This window comes from Parapedobacter soli (genome assembly GCF_025460835.1).
Taxonomy (GTDB): Bacteria; Bacteroidota; Bacteroidia; order Sphingobacteriales; family Sphingobacteriaceae; genus Parapedobacter; species Parapedobacter soli.
The window spans coordinates 35,653-51,159 of record NZ_JAMXAY010000015.1 but is presented as its reverse complement, the minus strand read 5'-3'; the positions used below and the strand labels follow the sequence as shown (position 1 = coordinate 51,159).

The 15,507-nt window shown below is 51.5% G+C and carries 16 protein-coding genes; 5 read left to right on the top strand and 11 right to left on the bottom strand.

What is annotated here, in order from left to right; translation table 11 throughout:
• Positions 1-61: 61 nt before the first annotated feature.
• Genes NGM62_RS08845 through NGM62_RS08830 form a run of 4 tightly spaced genes read left to right on the top strand, consistent with a single transcriptional unit; the run spans position 62 to position 3,632 of the window.
• Positions 62-1,303: an OmpA family protein gene (locus NGM62_RS08845; RefSeq protein ID WP_262247229.1), complete on the top strand. Its 1,242-nt coding sequence runs from the start codon at positions 62-64 to the stop codon at positions 1,301-1,303.
• A gap of 7 nt (positions 1,304-1,310) precedes the next feature.
• Positions 1,311-2,099: a carboxypeptidase-like regulatory domain-containing protein gene (locus tag NGM62_RS08840; RefSeq protein WP_262247228.1), complete on the top strand. Its 789-nt coding sequence runs from the start codon at positions 1,311-1,313 to the stop codon at positions 2,097-2,099.
• A 12-nt stretch (positions 2,100-2,111) separates the two neighbouring features.
• Positions 2,112-2,912: a hypothetical protein gene (locus NGM62_RS08835; RefSeq protein ID WP_262247226.1), complete on the top strand. Its 801-nt coding sequence runs from the start codon at positions 2,112-2,114 to the stop codon at positions 2,910-2,912.
• A 6-nt stretch (positions 2,913-2,918) separates the two neighbouring features.
• Positions 2,919-3,632 carry a hypothetical protein gene (locus NGM62_RS08830; RefSeq protein WP_262247224.1) on the top strand — a complete coding sequence of 238 codons (714 nt, stop codon included), beginning with the start codon at positions 2,919-2,921 and terminating at the stop codon, positions 3,630-3,632.
• 80 nt (positions 3,633-3,712) lie between these two features.
• Here the strand turns inward: NGM62_RS08830 and NGM62_RS08825 are convergent, their stop codons facing one another.
• The 8 genes from NGM62_RS08825 to NGM62_RS08795 all read right to left on the bottom strand — a co-directional run bounded on the left by NGM62_RS08825 (position 3,713) and on the right by NGM62_RS08795 (position 13,148).
• Positions 3,713-3,868 (bottom strand): trehalose-6-phosphate synthase, encoded by a 156-nt coding sequence (locus NGM62_RS08825; protein ID WP_262247222.1) that lies wholly within the window; start codon positions 3,866-3,868, stop codon positions 3,713-3,715.
• Between the two features lie 53 nt (positions 3,869-3,921).
• Positions 3,922-6,675 (bottom strand): DNA gyrase/topoisomerase IV subunit A, encoded by a 2,754-nt coding sequence (locus NGM62_RS08820; protein WP_390936846.1) that lies wholly within the window; start codon positions 6,673-6,675, stop codon positions 3,922-3,924.
• A 102-nt stretch (positions 6,676-6,777) separates the two neighbouring features.
• The gene (locus NGM62_RS22190; protein WP_390936871.1) at positions 6,778-6,861 is read right to left on the bottom strand and encodes a hypothetical protein; all 84 of its coding nucleotides are present in this window, start codon (positions 6,859-6,861) and stop codon (positions 6,778-6,780) included.
• Between the two features lie 2 nt (positions 6,862-6,863).
• Complete coding sequence (gene vapB / locus NGM62_RS08815) at positions 6,864-7,070, bottom strand: type II toxin-antitoxin system VapB family antitoxin (RefSeq protein WP_262247221.1); 207 nt, start codon at positions 7,068-7,070, stop codon at positions 6,864-6,866.
• A 68-nt stretch (positions 7,071-7,138) separates the two neighbouring features.
• Positions 7,139-10,852 carry a 1-acyl-sn-glycerol-3-phosphate acyltransferase gene (locus NGM62_RS08810; RefSeq protein ID WP_262247219.1) on the bottom strand — a complete coding sequence of 1,238 codons (3,714 nt, stop codon included), beginning with the start codon at positions 10,850-10,852 and terminating at the stop codon, positions 7,139-7,141.
• A 264-nt stretch (positions 10,853-11,116) separates the two neighbouring features.
• Complete coding sequence (locus NGM62_RS08805; RefSeq protein WP_262247218.1) at positions 11,117-12,295, bottom strand: DUF2062 domain-containing protein; 1,179 nt, start codon at positions 12,293-12,295, stop codon at positions 11,117-11,119.
• A 13-nt stretch (positions 12,296-12,308) separates the two neighbouring features.
• On the bottom strand, positions 12,309-12,776 hold the full coding sequence (locus NGM62_RS08800) for a hypothetical protein (protein ID WP_262247217.1): 468 nt from the start codon (positions 12,774-12,776) through the stop codon (positions 12,309-12,311).
• Positions 12,777-12,779: 3 nt separating this feature from the next.
• Positions 12,780-13,148: a hypothetical protein gene (locus tag NGM62_RS08795; RefSeq protein ID WP_262247215.1), complete on the bottom strand. Its 369-nt coding sequence runs from the start codon at positions 13,146-13,148 to the stop codon at positions 12,780-12,782.
• Between the two features lie 119 nt (positions 13,149-13,267).
• Here NGM62_RS08795 and NGM62_RS08790 point away from each other — a divergent pair, with 119 nt between their 5' ends.
• Positions 13,268-14,341 carry a lactonase family protein gene (locus NGM62_RS08790; RefSeq protein WP_262247214.1) on the top strand — a complete coding sequence of 358 codons (1,074 nt, stop codon included), beginning with the start codon at positions 13,268-13,270 and terminating at the stop codon, positions 14,339-14,341.
• Here the strand turns inward: NGM62_RS08790 and mnhG are convergent.
• From mnhG to NGM62_RS08775, 3 genes are read right to left on the bottom strand one after another with little or no spacing between them, the layout of a single operon-like run.
• On the bottom strand, positions 14,338-14,757 hold the full coding sequence (gene mnhG / locus NGM62_RS08785) for a monovalent cation/H(+) antiporter subunit G (RefSeq protein WP_262247213.1): 420 nt from the start codon (positions 14,755-14,757) through the stop codon (positions 14,338-14,340). The genes NGM62_RS08790 and mnhG overlap by 4 nt on opposite strands.
• Complete coding sequence (locus tag NGM62_RS08780; RefSeq protein WP_262247211.1) at positions 14,754-15,026, bottom strand: cation:proton antiporter; 273 nt, start codon at positions 15,024-15,026, stop codon at positions 14,754-14,756. Before NGM62_RS08780 ends, mnhG begins: the two co-directional genes overlap by 4 nt.
• Positions 15,023-15,499, bottom strand: a complete 477-nt coding sequence (locus tag NGM62_RS08775; protein ID WP_262247209.1) for a Na+/H+ antiporter subunit E — start codon at positions 15,497-15,499, stop codon at positions 15,023-15,025. The genes NGM62_RS08780 and NGM62_RS08775 overlap by 4 nt, the downstream gene beginning before the upstream one ends.
• Positions 15,500-15,507 lie beyond the last annotated feature (8 nt).

The following is a 15,507-nucleotide window of genomic DNA, read 5'->3' as shown; positions in this document are numbered from 1 at the left end:
ATGCGCTTGCCTGACCTTTGGTGGAGCAAATGGAACCATAGTTATAAAATAAAAGAATACCATGAAGACAATTGTGATGTTAATGAGTGTGTGCGGCTATTTGATGGTTGCACCTGCCGCACACGGACAGCTGTTGAAACGCATCAAGCAAGAAGTCAAAAACCGCGCGGAGAATAGGGTAGTGCGCGAAACGGGCGATGCCACCGATAAGGTGATGGATAAGGCGAAGGAGGAAATAGTGGGGGCTGAAAAAAAAGGCGGTGGCGGAAAAAACGCAACGGAATCGGGGGATGGCGATGATGTGGCGAGCCTCGGTGCCCATACAGACTACAAAAGCTACGACTTTGTGCCCGGCGATAAAATTATTTTCGAACCTGACCTGAGCAAAGAACCTGACGCTGAACTGCCTGCCCGATTTATTATAAAAAGGGGCAATGCTGAAATCCAGACTTATGAGGGCGAAAAGTTCCTTCACTTCAACGCGGGCGGATATGTAACGGTGGCACCGCTAATGGATAGCGACAACTACCTGCCGGAGCAGTTTACCCTGGAGTTTGATATGATGTATGAAAACCCGCGATCGGATTACTTTGCAAGCGTCAATGATTTCCGGATTCGGTTTTACGGGGCGGACGACGGGAATTACGATGGCTATGGCCTTTCCCAATTCCTGCTGCACTCCAATGAACGGATAACCCTGGGCGATAACAGTGCGGGGTCTACCGTAGTAAACGATGGCGTGAAGCAAGCACTCAACACCATTGGCGCATGGCATCATATTGCGCTGTATGTGCGTAAGAATATCGCCAAAGCTTATATCGGTGGCGCTCGGGTTGCCGCGACGAATAATTTTCCGGTAGGCGCAGCCAAACTGGCTTTCCAGACCGACGGCAACTACGGCTTCAAAATCAGGAATGTCCGGTTGGCGGCCGGGGGCGACGATAAATATAATAAAGTGGTGACCGATGGAAAATTTATAACGCATGGCATTTTGTTCGATGTCAACAAATCAACCTTCAAGCCCCAATCTGCCGGAGCACTGAATGAGGTGGTGAAGTTGATGAATGACCACCCCGACCTGCAGTTTGAAATTGCTGGCCACACCGACAGTGATGGCACAGCCGATGGTAACTTGAAACTCTCGCAGGCGCGGGCAGATGCCGTTAAGGCCAAATTGGTTGAAATGGGCATTCACGATGCTCGGCTCACTACCAAAGGGTTTGGTGCGACCCAACCGATAGACACCAACGAAAATGCAGAAGGGAAGGCCAATAACCGAAGGGTGGAGTTTGTAAAGAAATGATCAACTGATGAAAACGACACATTTATCTTTTGCAACATGCGGAGCGGTCACTTGCCTTTGGGTGCTTTTCTTAAGCCTGGCCGGTTGCAGCAAGAACGAGCAGCCAACGCCGGAAGCGGGCAAGCCGAAGCAGGGCCATGCAACCGGAAAGGTGACCGATTCCCAAGGCAACCCAATTGCTGGCGCTAAAATACTACTGGATAACACGATGCTGTATGCATCCTATATCAATGCAACCACTGGCGATGACGGCACCTACAGCATTAAGATGCCAACGGGCGCCTATGGCATCTGGAAGGCGTATGCTACCATAACTAGAGAATACCATGGGAAGACGTATACGATGGACCTTCACCCCGACAAAACGGACAGCTTTAACGAGGAAGGAGCTGAGCGCAGCTTCACCTGGAAACTCACCGGTAAGAAACCCGAAGATGAGTTCTTCTATTACGGTGGGAGCATCCGCATCGGTCCTGCGGTAGGCAGCATAATTCCCGATAACAAAAACATCGTGGTGATTATCGAGCCCGACGGCCCGCTGATTGACGGTACCATCGGCGAAATGCTGACCATCCCGTATGGCGATGTAAAGTGGCAAGACCCGGTAGAAATCAAAGAGATTCCGATTGGGCGCTATAAAGCGATAGCGGTTTACCACGATGAGATGGGCGATTACCTGCTGCGCTTACGGAATCTCGAAACCGAAGGCATTTTTGAGGAAGTGTTGACTTTCGGCTTTGAGCCGGAGAGCCGTTGGGGCTATGACAATACGGTGTCGTTGGAATTTCACGAATAACACATCAATATTATGAAAAAAAATAGAAATAGGCGCACAGGGCCTTTGCTATTTATTGCTGCCGTATTGGCCCTGCAAGGTTGCCAAAAGGACCCGGCCAAGCCCGATGAGCAGCTTCCGGTCGACGAAATGATGGGCTACATGGCGAGCCAAAAAGGCATGAAACTTACCTACACGATTACGGAAGGAGATGGATTGGGATCGACCTACCTGTGGGAGGTAACCGACGTAAAAGATTCGGCAGGTTACAAGGTCTGCTCAGCCCGACTGGCTTTTGACGGGAATATCTTCATCTATAATAATGGACGGTTCAATGCCGAAGAGAGCGTCTCGTTGGGCGCCAACATGCCGGCAATCTATTATGATGTACTGGAACAAATGAAAACACAATTCAACGTATCTTTTACCCACAACGAACGGCCCATCCCCACGGTTATCCGTCATCACGACCCGGTAGATCAGCTTATTTCGAGCGCCGGTATTGTGGCCGAATGGCACGGCGTGGGTGAAGATGATTACAGCAAAATAACTCAGGACTATGAGGTTGAGCGGTCGGCCATCACCGTGGACACGACCGAGCGCATTAAGATTGGCCTGGGTGAGTTTGACTGCCTGCGGTTGCGATTCCATAGTGCTTCGCACAACAAAATGGTTATCACCGACAAAATTTCGAATGCAGGGCCGCAGACCATCGTCAATAAATTCGAATCTGACGTAACCACATGGATCGCATTAGGGCTTGGCACCATCAGGACCACCGAGGTGAGCGCGGCAGGGATCAGCACCACGGAATTAACCAGTATAGAAAAATAAGGAAAAATGAAACCATATATCAAACAGCTGCTTATTTTTATGGCTGCAACGGCACTGGCGTTCAGTAGCTGCAGCAAAGATGACTCAGCCGATCCGGATAAGAGCGATTCCGACGGAAAAGAAGTAGGCACGAACTATGAACCCGGAAATATTCCGGGCATGGGCGAAACGGAGGGCGAACTTACGGGCAGGCCTTTTGCCTTTCCGGAAAAAATCGAAATAAAAGGCGGACTGAAAGGCGACCTGTTTCTTGTGCCGGGAAAGGATTATTGCCGGTCTTTAGGCAGTGGTGCATTTGTGCTGGTGCAGCTGGAACTGGTGAACCACTTGGAGAAGGACACGCTATTGGTGCTCCCAGCGGGGCTCACCTTTCGTGCGATGGATGAGCAGGACCAAAACGGCCTGCTCATTCAGGAAACCGAAATCAGTCTGGCCGGGGGTGAAACCTGCAGGACGTTGATATATCTCTATTGCATCAATCAGCACAAAAGCGGGTCTTCCAGTAACAGCCGTTATGCCTTTGGCCCCGTGTCGGATGCATCACCTGTTGTGGAACTGATCCAACTACTGAAAGGCAAGCGGATTAACTTCGAGCACCTCGGAAACGAGGAATTTCAGTCGTTGAAACACGATTTGCAATACATTGTCTGGAATGTTACCGATGGAAACGGCATCACGCAAGAAGATCGTGATTTCATTCGTTCGTTGCCAGCTCGTTAGCACCGCGGTGTGCCGTCGCTTTTTTCAACCCTTCAAGAAAGTCCCTGCCCCAGCGTTGCACGTCGTAATGGTTTACCGTTTCAAACAGCCGCTGCATGCGGAGTCTCCTTTTCGGTGACATCCAGCACCAAAGCATTTTGCAGGCCGTCTTTGAGGCTCTGGCCATCATACGGGTTGGTGCGGATGGCGTGGGGTAGTTCCACGGAGGCACCAGCAAATTCGGAGATAACGAGCACGCCGTCTGTGGAGATAGTGAAATTTTAGAAAAAAATAAATAATAAACTAGTTATTAAAACAATCCCATCTGCCCGTTATCGTCCACACGGATATCATCGGGGTTAGTGATTTCAAAATCCACCTTGGGCTTTGGTTTGGATGCTTCCGGTTCGTTTTCCGGCGTTTTTCTTTCAACCGGTTTTTCGTCGGCTGCCGGTGTTTCGGGTGTCTCTTCGGGTTCGTCTACGGGAGGCGTTACATCCGGTGGAGTGGTCTCTGCGGTCGTTTCCGTCGCCTGCTCCTCCGCGGTGAGTAGCGTCACCCTGGTTACATCGTGCGAACTCAACCGGTTACCCTGTGCTTTCATCCCTTTCACGTCGATGATGTCCAGAAGGCTCTGTTCCACGGTCTCAGGTGTGCGCGACTTGCCTTTTAGTATAGTAACTTCTACAACGGGGGTGGTGGCATTGGTGATGAGGATGAGTTTAGACCCGGGTTCATCATTGATAATTGACGTACGCTTGCCGATGGGGAGGTCGTCGAACACGAAGCGCTTCACGTAATAGATGCCCGACTTCCCATCGCGGTGCACCACGCTATATACGCGTTGGGGGTTGTACTGCTCGATGCGGAGCAGCTTGTCGTCAAAGTGGTTACTCAGGTCGAAGCTGGTGAGCTCGTAGGTGCCGTCGGCCATCACCGTGAGGATCTTGTCATCACCGTCGAACTCGCCTAGATACTGGCCACGGCCGTCGGCATTGAGCCGCTTGAGTACATCATCAAACCATACCTTGCGCCCGGCCAGGGTAGATATGCCCTTGCTTTTCAGCGTGATTTTCTTGATTGGATATTTGGTAACGATGTTACCCTGTGAGCTTCGGCCCTTGATGGCAATATCCGCAAAATCGATGTCGAACTGCAGCTTGCGGAGTTTCGACTGCGGTTTGAGCTGCACACCTACCACCTCCGCTTCACCGTTGGGGTTGGCCGTGAAGTAAAGCACGCGCGATCCTTTTTCGCCCTTAGTCAGGTCGTATTCCCTATCGCGCGTCACACCCAATACCGAAAAGCGCTTCACGTAAGAAGTGCCGGTCTTCCCGTCGCGGTATACCATGTTATAAACGGTACGGTCGTCACCCTTTTTAAACACAGCCACGTGGATGACATCTTTGCCTACGAATACCTTGTCTTGAACTTTAGTGACGAGGAACTTACCATCATTGCGGAAGACGATAACATCATCAAGGTCGGAGCAATCGCCTACATATTCGTCTTTTCGGAGGCCTGTTCCCACGAACCCATCTATGCGATTGACATATAGCTTTACGTTGGCGAGCGCGACCTGCGCGGCCTCTACCCGGTCGAATGCACGGAGTTCGGTTCTCCGTTCACGGCCTTTGCCGTATTGCTTTTTTAGACGCTCAAACCACGCGATGGCGTAATCCGTGAGGTGACGGAGGTTGTGTCGTACCTTTTTGATTTCTTCTTCCAGGGCTGCCAGCTGCTCGTCTGCTTTTTTTACATCAAAGCGGGTGATGCTGCTCATCGGCTTGTCAATGAGCTTGCGGTAGTCCTCAGGCAGTATCTCGCGGTAAAGTTGGTCAAAAAACGGCGTGAATAATTTAGTAAGCACCTGCACCACGGTATCAAAGTCGCCAGAATGCTCGTATTCCGGGTGCTTGTACATCCCCTCCTGGATGAAGATCTTGAGCAGGCTACTGAAAAATATCTTTTCCTGTAGCTCCCTGAGACGGATTTCGAGTTCCTGCTTAAGGAGACCCTTGGTTTGCTTGGTATTGGCGATAAGGATATCATTCACACTCAAAAAGTGTGGTTTATCGTCCTTAATGACACATGTATTAGGCGATATGGACACTTCACATGAAGTGAATGCATACAGTGCGTCGATGGTCATATCGGGAGAAATACCCGGAGCCAGATGGACAATGATCTCCACATGCTGCGCGGTATTATCCTCGATTTTCTTGATTTTTATCTTGCCTTTGTCGTTTGCTGCGACGATGCTGTCGATAAGTGCACCCGTAGTGGTTCCGTATGGAATTTCGGTAATGGCAAGTGTCTTTTTATCGCGCTCTTCAATTTTTGCGCGGACGCGGATTTTGCCGCCGCGCTGCCCCTCGTTGTACGCCGAGCAATCGGCCAGGCCACCCGTAGGGAAATCGGGGAGCAGGTTGGGCCGCCCGCCGCGCAGCACATCGATGGAAGCATCGATCAGTTCGATGAAGTTGTGGGGCATGATCTTGGTTGCCAATCCTACGGCGATACCTTCGGCACCCTGAGCCAGTAACAGCGGGAACTTGACAGGTAGCGTTACGGGCTCGCGGTTACGGCCGTCGTAGCTGAGCTGCCATTCGGTGGTATCGGGATTGAAGACCACATCGTTAGCAAATTTAGAGAGACGCCCTTCGATGTAGCGCGGTGCGGCCGCCGAATCGCCTGTGATGGGGTCACCCCAGTTGCCCTGGCAGTCGATAAGCAGGTCTTTTTGACCGATCTGGACCATGGCGTCGCCGATCGAAGCATCCCCGTGGGGGTGATACTTCATGGTGTTGCCGATGACATTGGCTGCCTTGTTGAAACGTCCATCGTCCATCTCCTTGAGTGAATGCAGGATACGCCGCTGCACAGGTTTGAACCCATCGTTGATATGTGGCACGGCCCTATCAAGGATAACGTATGATGCGTAATCCAAGAACCAGTTTTCATATAATCCCGATAAAGGTATGGTGTGGCTGCTGCCCTGTTGTTGATCTGTTGTCTCGTTACCCTCGCCGTCGCGGGGTAGGGGGGTCATCTCGTCACTCATGAAATCGTATCGCTGTTATCTCCTTATTCGCGAACCAAACTTAGTCAAAGTTCGTTTTTTTCGCAAGTTTCATTTTCTCTCGTCTCCACTAAAGTTCCTCAATTACCAAAGTAAATTGTCTGTATACTTCGGGAAATTTTCGTCTTTCGAGACAATAGTAAGGTTTTCGGTTAACGCTTGGGCGATAATTATTCGGTCGAAAGGGTCCCGATGATGATAGGTTTATCAAAGTCGTCTGTCATTTCGAAATAGCCTTTTGCATAACCAAACTGACGCTTTTTCACCGTGGTTTTTTGTTGCTTCTTATGTTTCAGAAAAGCAACAAAATCGAAAACTTCCTGTCTCAGGTTGGCAGGTAAGGAGCTAATTTCTGTCAATAATTGAATATCGCTCATACCAATTTCACCCTTTGATTTTACGCAATGATACATAATTTCAGGTGTACTTCAAAGCACTACGAGCGCTACCGCCCGGATTTCCGATATACCGCCAATGCCGCTACCGCTACCTCCAGCCTCAGCGTGTACCCTTGTGCGGCCAGCAGGGCCGGCACATCGGCGGGCGCATCTTCCAATACCACCCACTCGGGGAGGTGCTGCGCGGTATGCCAATCGGCCGGAGCCTGTGCAGATACAATCAGCACGTTGTGCCCTTCGTAGCCGGGAAGCTCATTGACAAATTGCAGCGGATAGCGATTTACCGTAAACGTATGTTGAGCCACAGCTACACGTTCAGCATCGGCGTCCCAGCCCGTAACGTGCCGCAAGGCGCTGTCATACACCAGCAGGAAATCCAATACGCCGTAACCGCACCCAAGGTGCAGGAAATTACCTTTGAGTGGCAATAATCGTAATAATTGATGATAATGGTCTTTTCGCTGGCGGAAAACGGCCTTTACCTCCCGCTGGATGGCTTTCGGCTTGTACACGTAGTTGAGTAGCAGCTTCTTCCTGAAATACCCCGCCGGCTCCCGTTCGTTGCGCAGCACCCGGAACTCCTGCCTGAAGTAAGCGGAAATCTGCTTGGTACGCTCGGTGTACGTGGTGCCGAAGGCGATATCGTCGGGCTTTATTCTTTGCAGGAACTTCATCGTGATTGGCCCCGGTTTGAGCATATTGTCGTTCTTGGGCAATGCATGGGCGTTGCCGTGGATCAATACGGGCTGGATGTCGACCCGTAGCTGCTCAGCGAGGTAGAACGCTCCTTTGTGGAAGCGCTGGATGGCAGTAGTGCGCGACCGTGTGCCTTCGGGAAACACGATGACGGAATAACCCTGTTTGATTTTCTTGCGTAGCCTCTCGAGGTCCTCCGGGCGGTTCCCCGACGCCGGGTGGGCACCGACCATGCGCATGGCACGGCCGAAGAAAGGTGAATTCAGCTGGCGGTCGTTCATCATAAATACCTGCATGGGATGAAGCAGCCCCATGGTAGGTGTATCCAGGATAGAGGTGTGGTTGGCAATGATGATGGCGGGCGACCGGTAGGTGGTGGCATCCCGGCCGATGATTTCCATGCGGATGCCGGGTGTGCGGTACATGAGGTTATGGAAAAACAGTTGCAGTGCCCGGTGGAACACCCGGAACTTCTTCTTCTTGCCGACCGGGACGATAGCGATGAGCAGGCGCCCTAAGATGCTGACAGCCATGCCGCCCAAGAAGAAATAGCCGAAGGTGAGGCCCGTGAGGATGAAGTTGACCAGCCGCCACGGGGTGTTGCCCCGGGCCTGCGGCCCGCTGATGAACAGGCGGAACAGGTAAGGTTGTATGGAGAACGACATGAGCACCACTACCAACAGACCAATAAGGGGAATGATGGAGATGGAGCGGATGGCGGGGTGCTTGGCGAAGATCAGGATGCCGAAGCAAAGGATGGTAGCTAAGGCCGACATGACCACCCCCGATTTATAAGCGGGCATATCGTCATGACCATAGGTGTATTGTTCGAGCAGGCCCTTAGTGACGAAGATGGAATAATCTACCCCTAACCCAAAGATCAATGTGGTGATGATGATGTTGAATGCATTGAAATCGACTCCCAGCAAACCCATCAAGCCCAGTGTCACCAGCCAACCCAGAAAAATAGGCACATTGGTCACCAGTGTAAGCTCTAAGCTTCCGAAGAACAGGAAGGTAACGACGAACATGGCGACAGAGGCAATGAAGAAAAGGTTGTTGAAGTCGGCCTCGAGGTTGCTCAGGAGCTTCTCCTGCACATGCTTGCGGTCGATTGCCAGAATACCGAGCCTATCGTCGGTAAAGGAGCGGGCGAGCTGCTGTGCCTGCCCGTCGGCTACCTTCACGATGGAGGTCACCGTGGTGAGCTGTGGGCCATGGCTGATGAACTCGGCGAGGAATAGTGTGTCGAGCAGCTGGCGGTCCGCCTCATCCATTGGCGCGAAAGGCTGTTCCAACGTTTCGAAAAAGGGTTGGAAGAGGGTGCTTTTGAAGCCCACGCGGACACCCTCGTTTTCCAGCTGCTGTACGAGCTGGTTCTTGCGGTCAGTCGACCAAAACCGGTTCCACCGCTCGATCTTTTCCTGTTGCTGCTCCGGGGCGGCGGCCATGCCGCCAACCGACTGGAAGCTGAGGATGGTACCATCTTTTTCGAGCCGCTCCAACTGCTGGAACAGGTCCGCGTTGCGCGCCAAGGCATCTTCTGAGGTGTTGCCGTAAGCTACAAGATAGACAGACTTCGCTGCATATCGCGTTAGCGAATCGAGCCGCTGTTCGGCCTGCTTGAGGGCGGTGGGTTGATAGTTTAACGTGGAAAGGTCGTCATTGAAACCCACCTGCCGGAAGGTGAAGAGGCTCACCACCGTGAGTAAGGCACCGACACCGAGCACCCATGGGTTGCGGCTGAAGTCGTACCGCGCAACGGCATCAATGAATGTGTTTTGCCGTAGGGTTACCTCCCGCCGCGGTGAGTACACCTGCGGAATGAACATCAATGAGAAAAGTGCCGCTCCCAGTACGCTCACGGCAGCAAAAACGCCAAGGTCTTTCAATACGTCGGAGCGGAGGAAGAGTAAACACAGGAAATCGACGGCAGTGAAAATCGCACACATCAGTAATGGCTTGGTGGTGCTTTCAAATAGTCGTTTTATATCACCGGTACCGCGGTAATGGGTGAGGATATGGAGGGAATAGTCGAGTGTAAGGCCCAAAAGCACTGAACCGATGCCGATGGATATGGCCGAGATGGTGCCTTTGAGCCAGTAGAGTACGGCGATGCCCAGCAGGCTACCGAAAGCGGCGGGAAGGATGATAATCAGCGGGATGGTGACCCGCCGGTAGAAGTAGATGAATAGTGCTACCAGCGCTACCAGTGCAATAGACAGCGTATTGCGGATATCGTGCTTGATTTGCTGGGCATTGGCTACGGCCATGGCCGTAGCACCGAAGTACTCCGCGGTGGCGCGGCCGGCGAATATGGTGTTCAGGCTGTCGATGGTCCCGTCGAGGATACGGATAAATTCGGTGTTACGGGCTGTTTCGCTGGCGCCGGCGGCAGTGGTGATGAAGGCGAGCAGGTTGCTGCCTCCCTGTGTGATGAGGTAGCCGTCGTCGAGCACAATACCCTCGCCCGATTGCAGCCGCTGGAATTTGCGGAGCCCCATAAAGATGAGCCCCAGCGGATCCTGCCGAAGCGCGGGAGCAGTGATGAAGCTTTGCGGGGCCATGATGGCCCGGTAAGTATGGTCTACAATGGCTGCCACCGAATCGGGGTGAAGCAGCGAGTCGATACGCGCGTAGTCACCGTCGTCTAGAAAGAGCGGCAGGTTATCTTCTACGAGGGCCATGAGATCGGTAAGCTGGTCGTCTTCCAACCGCACTTGTAATCGCTCAATATAGGGAGAAGCGGCCGTGCCGATGGCTGTGGCGAAGCTATCTGCATAGGCTTTAATCGCGTCCACATCCGCCGGATCAGACGCAGTGATATTGATGACAGTCTTATCGGCGAAATTGGCCGACCGCAGTATGGTGGTAACCGTAGCGCTGCTGTCACTGCTAGGGATGAGCTTGGTGATATCTTCTTCAAACCGGACGCGGCTGGCCCAATAGGCAAGCAGTACGAACACCAAAGGCACGGTGATGAAGAACACGGTGCGGTGCTTCTTCAGGTAGTGGTATATGGAATAAAAAAAAGATGCCAATGCGTAAGTAATCTGTCGTGGCAAAGGTAGGAGATTTATTGCAACCCAACGTGCTCATAAATGCGTATATCAATCGACTGCCGGCCGGGCCTCGTTCGAGTCTACGTTATATTTGATACCAGGTTAATTAAGTATAAATAGTGTTTTAACAATATATTCATAGGGGGTTAACAGTGTATAAATCTATGTTGACCCTCTGTCAACCCTCTATCAATACATGGTATAATCTATACTAATATGAATGAAGGCCTAAGGGATTCTCGAAGGATGGACGAATAATTACCGGGATTACTGGGTAGTACGGTGGTCTCGCCGAGTTAGTAGAAAATAGCTTGCTAGACCAAAAACTCCGGCACTGGCCGTGGCAAGCACCAAGCTGCCCAACAGGTATTCCGTGAGGTGTTGCTGGATAAACGGGCGGTAGGTATCCACATCTTGCCAGTGGAAAACATCAGTCGAGGCAACACCCAGCAATGCAGCGCCGATTTGGAAACACCCATAGATGATGAAGGGGATAAGCGGGGGTATGCTGATATTCGAAAAGGCAAAAGCGATGAGTTTATTGAGGCGTAGTATTACGGCAAGGAATAATACGATTACCGTTTGGAAGCCCCAAAAGGGCGATAGGCCGACCCACACGCCTAGGGCTACGGACGATGCTTTTTTCGACGGTTTGTCGTCGCTCTGGAGCAGGTCTTCGAGAAAAAAGCGACGGAATCCCTTCTCCCTGAAGGTCCGGAAGTAATCTCGCGGCCGAATGTAGAGCAGGGTAACCAATACCAGCCACGTGTTGAGGATGCTGATGCGTGTAAAATCGCGGAAAGGCCGGAAATGGGACACCCGCTCGGCGGGGTCGTACAGCACCCGGATAGGTACGTTGCGCACTGCGATACCCCGCCAGGCAGCCTTGACGATGACCTCCACTTCAAATTCGAACTTGGTAGTGTAAAAGCGGATAGCTTGTAGTTGTTGCAGGGGGTATAAACGGAAGCCCGATTGGGTGTCGGAGAGCGAGATACCCGTTTCGAACCGGAACCAGAAATTGGAAAACCGGTTGCCGAAGCTACTTTTGCCGGGAATGCCTTCCTGTTCCATGTTGCGGTCACCGATGAGGAGAGCTGTGCCGTTTGTTTCGATGTCATGGACAAACTTGGGGATATCTTCGGGGAAATGCTGGCCATCCGAGTCAATGGTAATGGCGCAGTCAAAACCAAGGGCACGGGCTTGGCTGAAACCAATGCGCAGGGCATAGCCTTTGCCCCTGTTGTGAGGCAGGTTGATAATGGAAAGGCCGGTATATGTTGCTAAAATCCGGGATGTGGCATCGGTTGAGCCATCGTTGACCACAATGATCCGTGATGTATAGCGCAGTACGCCATCTACTACACGGGGCAGCGTCTTAGCATTATTATAGGTAGGGATAATTACACAAGCGTTGATGGGAGCCAGTACCTCGGTATCGGTCATTTAGGTTAACTCTTCAGGGGGTTGAAAACGAATCGAAATAACCATTGATCATGGCCTTCAAACCGGCGTCTTCCACCGAAGGCAATGCATTTTGGATGAAATCCCGGTCGGTTTCGATGTTTTGGTTGTACTTCAGGAATTTCGGTAGGTGCTCCTGTATGCTGAGCCGGATAAGCCTGATTTCGGCATTTTGCGGCTCGTCCGCAATGGCCTGCTCTATCCATGGAACTGCCTCTTTCACCTTCGGCCCGCGTGCTGCAAGTTTTTCGTACCGCGCCAGCAGCATCAAGCCGGCGCCTTTATATGCCACGAGTATCGGCTTATCGCTTCTTGTTACGCCCGCCAAGGGCTCGTAGAACGCCTGGGCTTGTTCTTCCGACTTGGTGGCATCCCGATAAAGCAGCCTGAGGTCATCCAAATCCTGGGCATGCACCAGCGCGGTATACATCAGGGCAACTGCAAGGGCAAATAACTTTCTCATAGCTTAAACCTTTTGGAAAACACCGCTGAACTTGAGGGCCAGTGTGTCTTCAAACGATGTGGTACTCCTGATCGAGAGCAACTCGTCTTCTTCTTCAACATCCAATTCTACCCGAATGTTTGGATTCAGGAGCGGATTTATGATTGCCATGAATTTGACGTTCCGTGCGTTTTTGAGCATCAACGGACATGCAGCCCATTTTTCTGCTAATTCTTTGATGATTTGCATCATGCATACGCCCGGCGTTACCGGATTGCCAGGGAAATGGCCATTGAACACCGGATGGTTACCATTGATGGCAATCGATGCCGACACCTTCTGCCCGTCTACGGTGAATGCACCAACTGAATAAAAATCGTGTAAAAGCGACATAGGAAGCAAAAGTAAAAAAGAACGTGGATATAAATGGATTTTTGTTAATATTGGCAGTTAATGATAATCAACGCATGAAGTTACTGCTAGTCTGTTCATTTTTAATAGTATGCCCGCTGATGATGTTAGCCCAACCACAATACGTCCATCTCCTTATCGGTACCTACACCCATGGTGGGAAAAGCGAAGGGATCTATGTATATCAATTCGATGTAACAAGTGGTGAAGCGAAGCGTATCAGTAGCATTTCCGCGGAAAATCCCTCATTTCTGGCATTCAGTGCAGATCGGAAATACATGTATGCCGTTAATGAGAATGGTGAGGGGAGGGGTGCGGTGAGTGCTTATGCGTATGACGACCAACGGGGAACACTCACCTTCCTGAATCGGCAGCTTACCAAGGGCGACCACCCCTGTCATGTGATTACAGACCACGGGGACAACCACGTGATCGTTTCCAATTATTCTGGCGGAAGCGTCAGCGTATTCCCCATGGGTCCCGCCGGTAGCTTGGGCGGGCTGGTGCAACAGGTACATCACGAAGGTAGCGGTCCCAATCCGCAACGCCAGCAGGCCCCACATGTGCATTCCGCATTTTTCAACCCCGAAGGTACGCAGCTGTTTGTGCAAGACTTGGGCACGGACAAGATCAACATTTACGACTACCGACCGGAAGATGCCGAACACCCGCTCACGGCCGCAGCGCAACCGTTTATCGAAGGAGCACCAGGAGGTGGCCCGCGCCATATCGTTTTTTCGGGCGACGGGCGGTTTATCTACTTGGTACAGGAGATGACGGCGATGGTCATGGTTTTCCAACAGCAAGAAGGCGTCTGGGAGCCTATCCAGGAAATACCGATGAATGAGGCAGGTTTTAAAGGTGCAGATGGTGCGGCGGATATCAGGTTATCGCCCGACGGGAAATTCCTGTATGCATCCAACCGGGGCGACGCGAACACGATCGCCATTTACCGGGTGGACGGTGACAGGGGAACATTGGAAAAAATTGCAAACCAGTCGGTACTGGGCCGCGGCCCCCGCAACTTTGCGCTCTCGCCCGACGGCCGATTCCTGCTCGTGGCCAACCAGCAAACCGATGAGGTGGTGATCTTTAAACGGGATTCCGACACGGGTTTGCTCAGCGATACCGGCCACCGAATTGACGTGGGCTCACCAGTTTGCTTGGTGTTCTAACGTTTATTTTCATCGGGACCGGATTCCGGTTCCATCTCCCCGGACAAGTTTTGTGGTGGGATCTCGCTGTGCAGCGTATGGTTTTCTTTGTCATACATGCCTACAAGATCGTCTTGGATGGTGCCCTTCCACTGTTCCGTATCAATCAAGTAAGCTGTGCGCGCAATAAGATGGGCAGCCACGGGTGCAGTAAGTACAAGGAAGAAGAGGATTGCTAACGCTTTCGTGGTAACGGATACTTCCTCAGGAAAATAAAAAGCCGCACATAGCAGGAACAGCCCCCCGCCCAATGTAGCGGCCTTTACCGTGACTGATAGCCGCAGGTAGAAATCAGGCATCCTTAAGATGCCAATCGCTGCAATAAGAATGGCGAGGGCACCGATGGTGCAAAACACAGCAAGGATAATATCGATCATTTACGCCCCCTTTTTTCAATGTAATAGGAAAATGCAATGGTACTTAAAAAAGCGATGAGTGCAAGGATCATGGCAACATCGATAAATGTGGACTTGCCCCTGCTGATGCTATATGCCGTGATTACGCTGATACCGATGGTAATCAACAGATCCAGCGCAATGACGCGGTCTACGATGGTAGGACCCTTAAAAAGCCTCACAAATACCAGTAGCAACGCTATCGCCAATATTGGCAGGATCACATAGTCGATGTAGCTATCCAATGTCATCGTATCACCTCCAATAGTTTCCGTTCAACTCGCTCCCGGATCTGTTCGATAAATTGTTCTTTGCTTTTCATGTACATCGCGTGGATATATATCGTTTTCCGGTCGTCGCTCACATCGATGACAAGTGTGCCGGGTGTCAACGCAATCATCGTGGATAGCATATTGATTTCGAAATCGGTTTTGGCTTCCATGGTGTACTTCACGATGCCAGGTTTCATAAAGAATTTCGGGGTAACCACATCGTATGCCACCTGGATATTGGCTTTCACCATCTCGTAGAGGAAATAAAGGATAAACCCGATGATTTTTGGAACCCGGTTGAAATACCGCTGGTCGTCCTCGTTCCGGTTCATCAGCCACAAGAGGAAAAAGCCGATGGCGAACCCGAAAATGAAATTCGAATAATACAATACCCCCGTCAGCGCGACCCAAGTAAAGGCGAGCAAGAGGTTCATCAAAAAATGCCTAACCATAGTCGTTC

Bases quoted from the DNA above. Each gene is read 5' to 3' on its own strand.
- NGM62_RS08845 (WP_262247229.1), top strand. From the start codon at position 62: ATGAAGACAATTGTGATGTTAATGAGTGTGTGCGGCTATTTGATGGTT.
- NGM62_RS08840 (WP_262247228.1), top strand. From the start codon at position 1,311: ATGAAAACGACACATTTATCTTTTGCAACATGCGGAGCGGTCACTTGC.
- NGM62_RS08835 (WP_262247226.1), top strand. From the start codon at position 2,112: ATGAAAAAAAATAGAAATAGGCGCACAGGGCCTTTGCTATTTATTGCT.
- NGM62_RS08830 (WP_262247224.1), top strand. From the start codon at position 2,919: ATGAAACCATATATCAAACAGCTGCTTATTTTTATGGCTGCAACGGCA.
- NGM62_RS08820 (WP_390936846.1), bottom strand. From the start codon at position 6,675: ATGAGTGACGAGATGACCCCCCTACCCCGCGACGGCGAGGGTAACGAG.
- vapB (WP_262247221.1), bottom strand. From the start codon at position 7,070: ATGAGCGATATTCAATTATTGACAGAAATTAGCTCCTTACCTGCCAAC.
- NGM62_RS08805 (WP_262247218.1), bottom strand. From the start codon at position 12,295: ATGACCGATACCGAGGTACTGGCTCCCATCAACGCTTGTGTAATTATC.
- NGM62_RS08800 (WP_262247217.1), bottom strand. From the start codon at position 12,776: ATGAGAAAGTTATTTGCCCTTGCAGTTGCCCTGATGTATACCGCGCTG.
- NGM62_RS08795 (WP_262247215.1), bottom strand. From the start codon at position 13,148: ATGTCGCTTTTACACGATTTTTATTCAGTTGGTGCATTCACCGTAGAC.
- NGM62_RS08790 (WP_262247214.1), top strand. From the start codon at position 13,268: ATGATGTTAGCCCAACCACAATACGTCCATCTCCTTATCGGTACCTAC.
- mnhG (WP_262247213.1), bottom strand. From the start codon at position 14,757: ATGATCGATATTATCCTTGCTGTGTTTTGCACCATCGGTGCCCTCGCC.
- NGM62_RS08780 (WP_262247211.1), bottom strand. From the start codon at position 15,026: ATGACATTGGATAGCTACATCGACTATGTGATCCTGCCAATATTGGCG.
- NGM62_RS08775 (WP_262247209.1), bottom strand. From the start codon at position 15,499: ATGGTTAGGCATTTTTTGATGAACCTCTTGCTCGCCTTTACTTGGGTC.